Consider the following 13,161-nt stretch of genomic DNA (forward strand, 5'->3'; position numbering starts at 1 on the left):
GATGATTGTTGCAGCAGGAAAAAACAGATGAGATTTTTTTTTCAATAAAAAACCGAGCGGGCGCTCGGTAGGCAAGGGGGATGTTTCTCTGAGAGCTGGCGGTGAGATGGAGATCAACGGTTTGCTAGCTTCAATGTGGTCCGGTTGGCGGCTTAAAAAAGTGGCCGGCAATTCTCCCAACAAAGATGGTGAGCGTGTTGTTGAAGTGGCAAGCGAAGCAGAAAATTTCCGGGGGGATTTCATGAATGCGAGTAAAGGTCATACGGCCGATGTGATTGTTGCCGTTGCCCGACAGATTTTTTTTGAAAAGGGATATGAAAAAGCGACCACCAGGGAGATTTCGGAGCGGGCCGGGATCAGCAAGGCGGCTCTGTATCACCATTTCAAAGGCAAAGAGGAGATTCTTTTCCAGATTGTCAACCGGGCATCGGACGAGCTGATTGCCAATATGAAAAAGGCCTTGAGTCAGCCGGTGGCCAAAACCGGGGGGGGTGAAAGAGATCATCGCTGCCGTCAGCCGGGAATATGTGGAAGCTTTTTTCAATAATCTTGATGCCAATAAGATTCTCCTCCATGACATCGAGTATCTCAGCCCGGAGTACAAACAGATTATTCTGCAAAAGGAAAAGGATAATGTGCATCAGTTGCGGGATTATATTGCCAGGCTGCAGAAGGATGGCCAGCTGAAAAATCAGAATCCAACCGCATTGACCTTCATCTTTATCGGTATGATGCATTGGCTGTATTTCTGGTTTGATCCTGATGGTGATCTAAAGATCGATGACATGGTGGATATTATGGCTGAGGTCTTTGTGCATGGTGCCGGCATGAACCAAAAGGACAGCGGTTGCGCGGCGGCTGAAAGGGCGTAAAAAAGAACAACAGGTGCATTGCCAAAGAGAAGGCAAGGGGATTGCGCCCTGACGGAAGAGCTGAAGATGTTAATGGTTGATTGCTGCCGTCAGCGTCAGGTCTTCGGCCGGCCTTACCCCGGCCGTCATTGATGTCTGTTTTACCATCGCCGAAATTCTCGCCCTTGAGGGCCTGTGCTTCTATGACTTTGGCCAAGGGTATGCTGCCGCCTGCAGGGGGTGGATCCCGACCGGGCGACCGCGGAACTGATCGGCCGCAAGGTGGCCATCGGCAGCCAGCTGATGAAGAGGGATCTGTGTATACCCATGGCGATCTTTACACGCTCAGCTTTACCCTGGAGTCTTGAGAGAGAATCTGCAACGCTACCCGAGAAAAAGGAGAGAAGGTTATGTTTGATTTCCTGCTTAATGATGAACAGCGGAAGCTCAAGGTTGAGGTGAGGGAATTTGTCAAAACAGTTCCCCCGGAACTGGTCAAGTCAATGGACAGTGGCGAGATTGAATTTGCCAGGGAGTTTATCCGTTCGGCCGCCGGGGAGCAGCTTCTCGGGCTGCGTTTTGCGCCCGCCGATGGCGGTCGGGGGATGAATTGGGTAGGGGAGATGACAGCCATGGAAGAGGTGGGGATTTTGGGTTCAACGTTGGGCTGTCACTATGCCATGCCCTCTATTGTTGGCGAAGCGCTTCATCTGTTTGGCACTCAGGCGCAAAAGGAGCAGTACCTGAAGCCTATCCTGACGGCGGAGCTGTTCAGTGCCGAAGCCCTGACGGAACCCCGGGGTGGTTCGGACTTTTTTGGTGCCACCACCACCGCCCGCAGGCAGGGCGGTGATTACATCCTCAATGGTCAGAAGCGTTTTGTGGTTGGCGCCGAAGGGGCTGATGTCTTTTTGGTCTATGTCAAAACCGCGCCTGACAATCCCCCCGATCAGTCCATCAGCCTGTTTATTGTCGAACGTTCCATGGGGGTTGAGGTCAAAAAACTCTACGGCCTGATGGGAACCCGGGGCGGTGGCACTGGGAGAATCATTTTTGATAATGTCCGGGTGCCGGCGGTCAACCTGGTGGGCGGAGAAAATGAAGGAGCCAGGATTTTCAACCGGATGATGGTGCCGGAAAGAATGACCAGTGCCGGTGGAGCCTTGGGTGCCGCTCGCGGCGCCCTTGAGGTGGCAACCCGCTACACGACGCGGCGCAAAGCTTTCGGCCGGAAGATCATGAAGTTCCAGGGGGTGAATTTCAAGATAGCCGACAGCATCGCACTTCTTGATGCGGCAACCTCGCTGGCTTATACTGCCGCCCTAATGATCGACAGCGGTCTGGACGCCCGCCGGCTGGTTTCCGAGGCCAAGAAAACAGCCACCGAGGCGGCCTGGGAAGTGGTCAACAATGCCATGCAGGTCATGGGTGGCATTGGCTATACGGATATTTATCCGGTTGAACGACTGTTGCGGGATATCCGCCTGATGATGATCTGGACCGGCACCAATGAGGTCATGAATCTGTTGATTCAGCATGAATATTATCGTGAACTGGCGGCCGAACAGCACGTACCCCGCGACCTTGAACAGGATGCCGTTGGTCTGGATGAAGAAGAGAAGGTCTACGAATAACGTGAAAACCGGCATGAAATCGGCAGGCTGCACCTCGTGAAGCCGCGGTGCCGGTGACAATTTTCATATCGATCGAACCGGATTGTGAGGAGTATCAGTCGTCGGCAGCTATCTCGCCAACGTCTTCTTTGCCGTCATCCAAGGCCTGGGCGGCCAGTTGGAAGCCGAAGTTCAGCGCTTCACTGTTGATGTTCTCGGTGCCTTTCGGCACCCGGGCAAGCACGGCGGTTTCTATGGCCTTGCGGGTGACGACGCCGGTGGCGCCCACCAGAACGCCGAGGGCGACAATATTGCTGAACAGTTCCTTGCCGAACTTTTCCGTGGTTTTGCCCGAGATGGGGACGGTGAGTGCCCGGCTGGTGGGAACCTGGGTGACATAGGTGGTATCGGCGATAAAGGTGCCGTCCACGGTCAGGTCGTAGAGATACTGATCGCAGGCTTTCTGGGACATGGCGAGAAAAATATCCACCCAAGTGGCTTTCGGGTACGAGATCGGGCCATCGGCGATGATGACCTCCGCCTTGCTGGCGCCGCCCCGGGCCTCGGGGCCGTAGGATTGACTTTGAACCACATTTTTACCGTCAAAAATGGCCGCTTCGGCGAGAATAATGCCGGCGGTGATCAGTCCCTGGCCGCCGCTGCCAGCCAGCCGGATCTCCGTTCGTCCCTGTTTCATGATGTCTGTTCCCCACTTGCCTGCTGCTGAGCTTCGCGGATTATTTCATTGTAGAGGTCACCGTACTCAGGCAGATCTCTCTCCACCAGCACCCCGGTGACAACTTTTCCTTCCAGTTCCTCCGACGTCAAGCTGGCCGCCTTATTTTTGGGGATGGCCACCTCTTTCTGCCACTGGAGCATCTCCGGGGCGCCCCCCACCTTGTTCAACCGACCGTAAAGGGTCGGGCAATGGGTGAGAACTTCAACTACCGAAAAACCCCGGTGGCGGATGGCTTTTTTAATCAGATCCTGGAGCTGCATGACATGATAGGAGGTGGTTCGGGCGACGAAGGAAGCGCCGGCCGCTTCGGCCAGGGCCGAAATATTAAAGGGATTTTCAATGTTGCCGGCCCGGCAGGTGGAGCCTTTGGCCCCATGGGGAGTCGTGGGGCTGTACTGGCCGCCGGTCATGCCGTAAATGTAGTTGTTGAAAATAATCGCCGTCATATCAATATTGCGGCGGCAGGCATGGATAAAGTGATTGCCGCCGATGGCGGTGGCATCGCCGTCGCCGGTGGCGATGATAACGTTGAGCTTTGGTTTTGCCAGTTTCAGCCCGGTGGCAAAGGCAAGAGCCCGGCCATGGGTTGTATGGAGGGTGTTGAAATCAACATAGACCGGTGCCCGACTGGAACAGCCAATGCCGGAGACAAAGGCGATATCATCCTTGGCCAGCCCCAGCCCGTCTATGGCCCGCAGTAAACCACTGAGAATAATACCGTTGCCGCAGCCGGGGCACCAGATATGGGGAAACTTCTTATTGTGACGGCAGTATTTTTTGACCAGTTCAGAGTTGCTGATCATCGTGCAGTCCCCTTGATAGCTTTGATAATTTCCTCGGGGGTGATGATTTCCCCGTTGATTTTATTGATTTTTTCAACCACCGAATGGCCGGCGTTGACCCGCAGGACTTCCCGGTAGATCTGCCCCATATTCAATTCGGGCACCAGCAGGGTTTTCAGTTGGGGCAGAAAACGTTCGAGGGCAAACCGGGGGAACGGCCAGAGGGTGCCGAATTTAATCAATCCTACCTTAATGCCAGCGGCCCGCAGCTGTTCCACTGCCGACTGGGCTGAGAGAACCATGCAGCCATAGGCAACAATGGCGTATTCCGCATCATCCATGTGGAGATAGTCCACCAGGCAGATCTCTTTGAAGCCCCGTTCAATCTTTTTGAACAAACTGATAATGTTTTCTTGCACTTCCCGGGGTTTACCGGTGGGGAATCCTTGCATATCATGGACCAGACCGGTGACATGGTAGCGGTAGCCATCACCGAAGCTGGCCATAGGCGAAACACCCATGGAGGTGCGTTCGTAAGGAATATACCACTCGGGCGGCATGCTGGGTTTGATCCGGCTGACGGTTTCCACCATCGACCAGGGTGGCAGGTCAACCCGGGCCCGCATGTGGCCGATGACCTCATCCATCAGGAGGATGACCGGATTGCGGTATTTTTCAGCAAAATTAACCGCTTTGATGGTGTAATGGAAGGCCTCTTCTACCGACGACGGGCAGAGAACAATGATCGGGTGATCACCATGGGTTCCCCAGCGGGCCTGCATGACGTCTCCCTGGGAAGGGCTGGTGGGCAGGCCGGTGGATGGTCCGCCCCGCATGACGTTGACAATCACAATGGGGATTTCGGTAAGACAGGCGTAGCCAAGATTTTCCTGCATCAGGGAAAAACCGGGGCCGGAGGTTGCCGTCAACGACTTCATGCCCCCCAGGGATGCCCCGATAATGGCGGCAATGCTGGCGATTTCATCTTCCATCTGGATGAATTTGCCACCCAGGGCCGGCAGCCTGGAGGAGAGAATCTCGGCAATTTCCGTTGACGGGGTAATGGGGTAACCGGCAAAAAAGCGGACACCGGCGGCCAGTGCCCCTTCGGCCACCGCTTCATTACCCTGCATCAGCCGATAGGCATGGGACTTGCTGCTCATCAGACCGTTTCCTCCTTTGTCTTGCCGCTGGCTGTCTGTTCAGGTTCTTTTACCGTGATGGCAAAATCGGGACAGCGAAGTTCACACATGTGGCAGGCGATGCATTTGTCCGGGTATTTGGCAAAAACCCGGCGGTGCTCGTCCATCGCCAGGACCTGCTGGGGGCAGAAGGCAACGCAGATGCCGCACTGTTTGCACCAGTCGGTGAAAACGGTGATTTTTGGGAGTGCTTTTGTCGTTGCCGTCGCGGTTTTAACCGGGGTCGCCAGCGTTGTTTCAAGCTGTTTTTCCATTATAATGTTCCTTCATTGTTGATGCTGCAATGTCCATTCATACCTGCTTGCCTGAAAAATTAAAAGGGAAATATGGTTGCCAATGGCTGTCCCAGGACGGAAACTCAGGGCGACTGCAGGCTATGCAGCCTTAGCATATTCGTACCGCCTTCCCTTGGCGTGGAACCTGCTATGACAACGATGTTTTCCCCTCCTTTCAGCCACCGGTTTTCTTTTAGAAATTCTTCCAGTGGGGTCAAATCACCGGCGATATTATAGCTCGTATCCAGCAGTACCGGGGTTATTCCCCAATAGAGGGCCAGCGCCCGCATCGTCTGTTCGCTGGGAGTCAGTGCGAGAATCTTCACCGCCGGGCGGAAGCTGGACATGACCTTGGCGGTCTGCCCACTTTTGGTGAATACGACAATGTACCTGGCATTAATTTCCGCCGCCGCATAGTAGGCCGAGTGGCAGATGGATTGTGAGAATTCTCTTATTGCAAAACTGCGGGATTCAACCGGGTTGAGGCGGAAGTACCTGTCCCTTTTCTCAGCCTCTTTAATGATTGCCTGCATCATGGCAACGGACTGGAGCGGATAGTTCCCGAAGGCAGTTTCACCGGACAGCATAACGGCATCGCTGCCGTCAAAAATCGCATTTGCAACATCCGATGTTTCGGCACGCGTGGGGATGGGGTTGACAATCATTGAATCCAGCATCTGGGTGGCGGTTATGACTGGTTTGCCCGCCAGGAGACATTTTTCAATGATTTCCTTTTGGACGACCGGTACCCGGGAAGCAGGAATTTCTACCCCCAGATCCCCCCGCGCTACCATAACGCCATCGGCTGCATGAATTATTTCCTCAAGATTTTCCAGCGCTTCCGGTTTTTCGAGTTTGGCAATTACCGGAATTTTTGCACTCCCTATCAACTGTTTGAGCTGGCGGATGCTCTCGGCATCCCTGACAAAGGAGAGGGCGACATAATCGACGCCGTTGGCAAGGCCGAAGTGCAGATCTTCCTTATCTTTTGCTGTCAGCGATGGTTCTGATATGTGTACCCCCGGCAGGTTGATCCCCCGCCGGTCATAGAGACTGCCGCCGTTGACAACCTCGCACAGAACATCAGTAGCCGTTTTTTCCGTTACCTGCAGCTTGATCAAGCCGTCGTTGACAAGAATCTGATCGCCGATTGCCACATCGGTGGCGAGATGTTCATAACTTGTACTGACACAGTGCTCGTTGCCCTGGATACGTTTTGTGGTGATGGTGAACCGGTCGCCGGGATTTAAAATGATCGGCGGGTCTGCAAACGTGCCAATCCTGATTTTTGGCCCCTGCAGATCCTGGAGAATGGCCACCGGAATGGCCAGTTTCGCGGACAGCCGGCGAATCAGCCTGATTCTTTTCAGATGCTCGTCATGGGTGCCATGGGAGAAATTGAGCCGGGCAACACTCATGCCCGCTTTGATCAGTGTTGTGACTAATTTTTCCGAATCACAGGCGGGTCCGATGGTACAGATTATTTTAGCTTTTGCCATGGTCAGTCCCGTCATCAAAAGACAGTTATTCCTCTTCCGGTTTGGCAGACACAATCCCTGCGGCCTCTGCTTCCCGCCTGGCGTTTTCCGCCTTGGCTGCGGCTTTGGCGGCTTTGCGGGCCAGTTTGTCGGCTAGCTTTTCAGCTTCTTCGGCTGCGTGCTCAGCCCTGGCAATGACTGCCGCCCCGGCGTCCGCAGAAGCTGCTGCAAGTTCCTGCACGTTTTTCCTGGCTTTTTCAGCTTCTTCGGCCGCCTCTGCGGCTTCGGCGGCTGTAGCAGCTTTGACTTTCTGTGCACTTTGGAGGATGTCAAGGATATGAGCCTGCTCACCGGCTTCTCCCTCTTCGGGCTCTGCAGCCAGGTCAATATCCTCGGCCGCCATGACCATTGCCGCCGGCGGTAAAAGGAGGAGGGTCTCCTCCATCGGGTTGCCGAGGGCGGTTATCCTTCAGGCGAAATGGCAGAAACACCAGGGCGGCATCGGCTGAATATGCTGTAAGGGTGTCCCTATCCTCTTGTTCCACCAGGACGGGTTCCGCTTCAATGCGTACCTCTTCAAGCATGATTCGCAGACTGTCAAGGGTTTGCTCTCCGAATTGGGAGTCGTGGACCGCCAATAGTCGGATGCTGGCTTCGCTCCACTGTTCGCTGCGAGTCATCAAGTAGGCCATCAGCAGCATGAGCCGGCTGGTGGCATTATCCCACCACCAGACATCGATGGTGCAAGCCTCCTTGCCGGCTGCCAGGGATGACCATCGTTCGGTTTTGGCGTCCAGGATGACCAGGTTGCAGCCATAGAGGCGGGCGGCCCGCAGGTTGCGGCCGAACTCCTGATCAAGGAGATGGAGAATCCGGTTGGACGGCCGTCCGAGCCAGTTAAGCAGAATAGTGTTCGCCCGCAGTGCACCGATGCCGTAAGCCTGGGCTATCGCCTGGATGCCGGTTTGGAGATCGGGGGCGACCATGACCAGGGCAAAGGCCTGGATGCCTTCTCTGGCAATGTCCAGCCGCAGTTGTTTTTCGGTTTCCTCTTTGATCCGCCGCATTTTGATCCCTTCGCCTTCGAGAATCTGAACGACAGTGCTCAAGCCGCTGCCGCCTTCGATCCACGAAGAAAACTGCAGCAGTTGGCAACAGCGTTCAGGGTTGTCGGAAAAGGCGAGAATCTGGGGACGCCAGTCACGCGGATGTTCTGGTTCAGCTTCAGCTGCCAGCAGATGAATTCTGGTTTGCTGCAGGTGGTGTGACCGGCGGCTGTCCGCCCAGCGTGAGGGTCCTGCAGTGCGCTTGAGGTATTGAAAAATGGCAAATAAAACGGCAACGGCCACGATGCCGGCGGTCAGATCAACCGCCAGCATGGTGCCCAGGCAGGCCAGCGCCCCCACGAGGCTGAACCACTGGTGGAAATAGCGAAAACGGGGCCGGAAGGACGGACTGTGTGAACGGGCTTCGTAATAGGTGGCGTAATTCAACAGGCCGTAGGAGATGAGAAAGAACATCGACACCACCGGCGCGATCAGGTTCAGTTCACCGTAGGCAACGGTGGCGTAGGCGATGCCGGTGGACAGCAGTACCCCCCTGCGGGGATTGCCGTTCGGTCCCGAACCTTTGGCAAAAAAAGTCAGAAAGGGGAAAATTCGGTCGGCAGCCAACGACTGCAGAATGCGGGGGGCTCCCAGAAAAGAGGCCATCGCCGATGACAGGGTGGCGGCAATCACGCCGGCCGTAACCAAGCTGCCGAAATAGGCAACTTTGTTCATGGCCGTGTAGTCGCTGGTCAGCACATCAGCCGGCAGGGCGGCGGCAAAGATTACCGAGGAGAGAATGTAGATGATGATTGAGAGGCCCACGGCGGCAAACGTTCCGGCAGGCAGACTTTTTCCCGGGTCTTTCAAGTCGCCGGACATGCTCACTCCTTGGGTGAAACCGGTGACCGCCGGGAAAAAAATAGCAAACAGTACCCAGAAATCCAGACCGGTGCGGGGAGCCGTCCAGTTTTTGGCCAGGAGGCCGGAATCCCAGTGCAAGAAGCCGCCGACAAAGAATGACAGGAGTGCCGCAAAGAGAACCGCCATCACCACATATTGAAACCGGGTGGCCCAGTCGGCGCCCAACCAGGCAAAAATAAAAAGCAGGGAGACCGCCAGGGCCGCGATAAGCTGGGGGAAGATGGTCAGGTCGGTAGAGATGAAACCGGCGATAGCCTCACCAAAGCCAAGGCAGTAGAAGGCAATGGAAACCGATTGTGCCAGGAAAAGGACAATTCCCAGTGCGCCGCCGAATTCATGTCCCAAGGTGCGGGAAATAAGATAATAATCTCCGCCGCCTTTAACTTTCAGGTTGGTGGTGATGGCTGAAAGGGAGATGCTGGTCAGGACCGAAATGCCGTTGGCCAGAAGCAGGATCAACAGCGCCTGCGCCAAACCCGCATTGCCGACTACATAACCCAGCCGCAGGAAGAGGATGATGCCTAAAATGGTCAGCACGCTGGGAGTAAATACCCCGGCAAAGGTTCCCAAGGTTCCTTTAGGTGCTGGAATCTTGTTTTCTCCCTGTTGTGCGTTGTTGACGGCCACTTTCTCCATCCCTTCTGCTCATCAGAGTCCCGGCTCACCATGTGATGTTAGAATCTACCATAGCCTTTTCCTGCTGACCAGCAAAAAGGGCGCTGAAAATGGGTGCCGGGAGGTTGGCCGGCTGCCGGTAGATGACAGGGATGGTATGAGTTTTATTGTTTTTTATGTTGCGCTAGCATTTTTAATGCTTTTTTACTTGCCAAGAGGAAAACAAGGGCGTATAAACGGCCTACATAGTACTTTAAGTAGTAGCACACTCCTTCACGTTTCCCGCCACGTTGTTTTCTCTCACATCGTCCGCCACCGTAGAAGTTTTTTGCTGATTGCTTAAGTTCGTGGAGTACGGCATGAAACTCTCTGTCGGCAATCTTACCTGCATCATGAGCGAGCTCGAATTGAAAGACTCTCTTCCTTCTATGGCATGGTAGAAAACGCCCACATCATCAGTGCTCATTTCACAAACAATCCAGTAGCCACGTACTCTCAGCTGCTTATTTCCATGCAGTCAGCCATTGTTGCTGCATGACAGCGGCCAGGACGACAAAGAGAGTTTATCATCCTGGAGGTGGCTGCTTATCACAAGGAGTTTCCATGAGTTTCACCGCGTTTACGTTCCACCCCCAGATTCAAACAGCCCTGGATGCTTGCGGGTATGAATCACCCACCCCTATCCAGGCAGAGGGCATTCCTCCGGTGCTTGCCGGCCGCGATCTTCTCGGTCTGGCCCAGACCGGGACCGGCAAGACGGCGGCCTTTGCCCTTCCTATTCTTCAACGGCTTTATGCAGGCCCCAGGAACAAAGTCCGGGCGCTGATCATTGCCCCCACCAGGGAGCTTGCCGAGCAGATTCATGAGTATTTTGGTAAAATGGCCGTTCACACCCACCTGCGGAGCATCGTTGTGTATGGCGGAGTCAGCAGACAGGCTCAGGTCAATAAAATCCAGCGGGGGGCGGAGATTGTCGTTGCCTGTCCCGGCCGCCTTCTCGACCTGGTGAATGATAAGGTTGTCAATCTGTCGGCTGTGGAAATGCTGGTTCTGGATGAGGCGGATCACATGTTCGACAAGGGGTTTTTGCCGGATATCCGCCGCATTCTAAGAAATCTGCCCAGACAGCGGCAGACCCTTGTTTTTTCCGCCACCATGCCCAAGGAGATCCGTTCTCTGGCCGAGGACATTCTGACCAATCCGGTTACCGTGCAGATCGATCACGCCAAGCCGGTGGAAGGCATCTCCCATGTGTTTTATCAGGTTGAGCAGCAGAACAAAATCAGCCTGCTTAAAAAAATTCTCCAGGAAAAAGATGTTGCCACCGCGCTTGTTTTTACCAGAACAAAACACAAGGCCAAGAATCTGGCCCTGCAGCTGCAAAAAACGGGCTGTAAAGCCACTTCATTGCAGGGCAATCTGTCGCAGCAGAAACGGCAGCTGGCCCTTGATGGCTTTAAACGCGGCACCTACAATATCCTGGTGGCCACCGATATCGCTGCCCGTGGTATCGACGTGTCCGGGATTTCCCATGTGATCAATTTCGATATGCCTTCAACGGCGGAAACCTATACCCACCGGACCGGCCGTACGGGCCGGGCCAGCTGCACAGGGACGGCCTTTACCTTTGCTTCCTCCGATGACCGGACGATGGTCAGGGCTCTTGAGCGGACGCTCGGCAGCAACCTGGTTTATGAAAAGTCTGCTGATTTTCAGCCGACCTCCAGGATTGCCGGCGAAAACGAGGCAAGACAAAGACCGGCTCCAAGGACCGGAAGAGAGTTTGGCACCGCCCGCGGAAAAAGGAGTTCTCAACGCAGCCGGCCCGCGCTTTCGGCCGTCGGCTTGGCAACCAGGGCGTAATATCATTAATACGGTTTTGGCAACAAAACCGCAATGCCGGGTTGTCTGTTGATGATCCGGTTCATTAAAAAGCGGTTCCCATCGGAACCCCACACAGAGGAGAAGTAGAAGATGGCACAAGGAACAGTGAAATGGTTTAACGATTCAAAAGGTTTTGGTTTTATTGAAGAAGATGGCGGCAAAGATGTGTTTGTGCACCATTCAGCAATTCAGGCCGAAGGGTTTAAATCCTTGGATGAAGGCGCCCGGGTAACCTTCGACATCGTCGATGGCCCCAAGGGACCGTCTGCAGCCAATGTTGTTCGGCAGTAAGCATAGCGTCCAAATCACCCAACTCGGGTGATGCTTTGTTGCCTCCGGCGGTGAAGTCGGCCGGCAACGAGGTGCAGCTTAGGGTGCTATTGCCGGAGCTGGCTGTAACAGCTTATTTTCTTATGTACGCAATAAAGAGGGCCACGATTATCGTGGCCCTCTTTATTGGTGATGATGCCGTTGGCGCTACCAATACCGGTCACGGAGATATTTAATATCACGTTTGATGGTGGCAGGGGAAACCTCCCTCTCTGCCATAAACCGGGAAGAGGGACGATCTGATTTCCCTTGGGGGGGCAGGTCCATTCGGTAGAAACGCTCGGTACAATCCATGCATGCCACCTCCAGGATACTTTTTGCGTGACTATAACATTATTTTATTGTAATAGCCATATTTATATTATGGTTTATGATCTTTAAAAAAATGTGCCTGAGAGAGGAGGGGGAGGATGAATGCCCGTGAGTATATCGTTGCCCGCCAGATCAGCTGGGCCGAGAATCGGGGCCTGAGGCTGATCGGCAGCCTGGGAGTCAAAGGGCGCAAGGCCTATACCGAATGCCTGGCTGATAATCTTTTTGAACCCCTGATGCCGGAGGTGCGCAACAGTTTGTTGGCCGGCGACGGCAATGAGTTGGGGGCTGATCCCCACCGGCCGGCAAAAATGCAGGCGGTCCACTCCTCTGCCGCCATTGGTATCAACCTGTTCCAGTATTGGCAAAAGATCGATCAGGCGCCGGTGATGGCGGCTGCCTGCGGCTTCTGCAACAAGGGTAACTGTACGTCTGAAAGAATTGTCTTTGAGGATAAGTATCCCATCGATTGTTCCCTGCCTGCAGCTCCCAACATCGATATGGTTTTTCACAATGCTTCCAGTTTCAGATACCAGCGGTTTGCCGTTGAGTGCAGGTTTGCCGAGGCTTATGGTGGCCGCCAGCATGGCGGTCTCAAACCAGTTTATCTGGAACTGGCAGATCTCTGGCAGGACATTCCCCGGCTTAAGGAACTGGCGCAAGCTATCAGTCCTGATGACAAAACGTTCAGCCACCTGCATGCCGCCCAGTTGATCAAGCATATTCTGGGTCTGAAAAAGGCTTTCGGCAGGACCGGTTTCCGGCTGCTCTACCTGTGGTATGACGCCCTGGGCAAGGAAGGCCATGACCACCGGCGTGAAATCTGCCGTTTTGCCAAAACCACCATTGCTGACGGGATCAAATTCCACGCCCTGTCATATCAGGACCTCATTGGCAAGTTGGTCCAGGAACACCGGAGCGGGCATCCCGTCTACATTGGCTATATCAGTGGCCGGTATTGGTGAGGTGATCATTTGTTGTGCATAATTGAGAGAGCTGGGGATCATTGTCTCTAGAGAAACGCCCGGGCAACCCCCGGGGAGTTTTTCTGGTACATTTTTCGATTGCCATTAACTCTGAATCCGAGTTTCGGTGATTGGGGCAAAATTT

12 protein-coding genes and 1 pseudogene are annotated in these 13,161 nt (G+C 54.4%); 6 read left to right on the plus strand and 7 right to left on the minus strand.

Annotated features, from left to right (window positions below; translation table 11 throughout):
* Positions 1 to 241: 241 nt before the first annotated feature.
* The 3 genes from JXO50_05145 (at position 242) to JXO50_05155 (ending at position 2,485) form a co-directional block, all read left to right on the plus strand.
* The gene (locus JXO50_05145) at positions 242 to 547 is read left to right on the plus strand and encodes a helix-turn-helix transcriptional regulator (GenBank protein ID MBN2332478.1); all 306 of its coding nucleotides are present in this window, start codon (positions 242 to 244) and stop codon (positions 545 to 547) included.
* Positions 492 to 872, plus strand: a complete 381-nt coding sequence (locus tag JXO50_05150) for a hypothetical protein (GenBank protein MBN2332479.1) — start codon at positions 492 to 494, stop codon at positions 870 to 872. The genes JXO50_05145 and JXO50_05150 overlap by 56 nt, the downstream gene beginning before the upstream one ends.
* A 389-nt stretch (positions 873 to 1,261) precedes the next feature.
* Entirely contained in the window at positions 1,262 to 2,485 is a 1,224-nt protein-coding gene (locus JXO50_05155) for an acyl-CoA/acyl-ACP dehydrogenase (protein ID MBN2332480.1), read from the plus strand.
* A gap of 94 nt (positions 2,486 to 2,579) precedes the next feature.
* On the opposite strand, the gene JXO50_05160 is transcribed toward JXO50_05155, so the two are convergent.
* The 6 genes and pseudogenes from JXO50_05160 to JXO50_05185 form a co-directional block, all read right to left on the minus strand.
* The gene (locus JXO50_05160; protein ID MBN2332481.1) at positions 2,580 to 3,161 is read right to left on the minus strand and encodes a 2-oxoacid:acceptor oxidoreductase family protein; all 582 of its coding nucleotides are present in this window, start codon (positions 3,159 to 3,161) and stop codon (positions 2,580 to 2,582) included.
* Positions 3,158 to 4,006, minus strand: a complete 849-nt coding sequence (locus JXO50_05165; GenBank protein MBN2332482.1) for a 2-oxoacid:ferredoxin oxidoreductase subunit beta — start codon at positions 4,004 to 4,006, stop codon at positions 3,158 to 3,160. The genes JXO50_05160 and JXO50_05165 overlap by 4 nt, the downstream gene beginning before the upstream one ends.
* Entirely contained in the window at positions 4,003 to 5,148 is a 1,146-nt protein-coding gene (locus tag JXO50_05170; GenBank protein MBN2332483.1) for a 2-oxoacid:acceptor oxidoreductase subunit alpha, read from the minus strand. The genes JXO50_05165 and JXO50_05170 overlap by 4 nt, the downstream gene beginning before the upstream one ends.
* Complete coding sequence (locus JXO50_05175; GenBank protein ID MBN2332484.1) at positions 5,148 to 5,441, minus strand: 4Fe-4S binding protein; 294 nt, start codon at positions 5,439 to 5,441, stop codon at positions 5,148 to 5,150. Before JXO50_05175 ends, JXO50_05170 begins: the two co-directional genes overlap by 1 nt.
* Positions 5,442 to 5,545: 104 nt before the next feature.
* On the minus strand, positions 5,546 to 6,976 hold the full coding sequence (pyk, locus tag JXO50_05180) for a pyruvate kinase (GenBank protein ID MBN2332485.1): 1,431 nt from the start codon (positions 6,974 to 6,976) through the stop codon (positions 5,546 to 5,548).
* Positions 6,977 to 6,986: 10 nt separating this feature from the next.
* Positions 6,987 to 9,546 (minus strand): annotated as a pseudogene (locus JXO50_05185) (amino acid permease).
* A 582-nt stretch (positions 9,547 to 10,128) separates the two neighbouring features.
* On the opposite strand from JXO50_05185, the gene JXO50_05190 reads away from it, so the two are divergent.
* Both JXO50_05190 and JXO50_05195 read left to right on the plus strand, forming a co-directional pair.
* Entirely contained in the window at positions 10,129 to 11,388 is a 1,260-nt protein-coding gene (locus tag JXO50_05190; GenBank protein ID MBN2332486.1) for a DEAD/DEAH box helicase, read from the plus strand.
* A gap of 111 nt (positions 11,389 to 11,499) precedes the next feature.
* Positions 11,500 to 11,700: a cold-shock protein gene (locus JXO50_05195; GenBank protein ID MBN2332487.1), complete on the plus strand. Its 201-nt coding sequence runs from the start codon at positions 11,500 to 11,502 to the stop codon at positions 11,698 to 11,700.
* Between the two features lie 186 nt (positions 11,701 to 11,886).
* On the opposite strand, the gene JXO50_05200 is transcribed toward JXO50_05195, so the two are convergent.
* Entirely contained in the window at positions 11,887 to 12,033 is a 147-nt protein-coding gene (locus JXO50_05200) for a hypothetical protein (GenBank protein MBN2332488.1), read from the minus strand.
* Between the two features lie 116 nt (positions 12,034 to 12,149).
* Here JXO50_05200 and JXO50_05205 point away from each other — a divergent pair, with 116 nt between their 5' ends.
* The gene (locus JXO50_05205) at positions 12,150 to 13,016 is read left to right on the plus strand and encodes a hypothetical protein (protein MBN2332489.1); all 867 of its coding nucleotides are present in this window, start codon (positions 12,150 to 12,152) and stop codon (positions 13,014 to 13,016) included.
* Positions 13,017 to 13,161 lie beyond the last annotated feature (145 nt).

Origin of the sequence: Candidatus Anaeroferrophillus wilburensis (genome assembly GCA_016934315.1) — a bacterium.
Lineage (GTDB): Bacteria > Desulfobacterota > Anaeroferrophillalia > Anaeroferrophillales > Anaeroferrophillaceae > Anaeroferrophillus > Anaeroferrophillus wilburensis.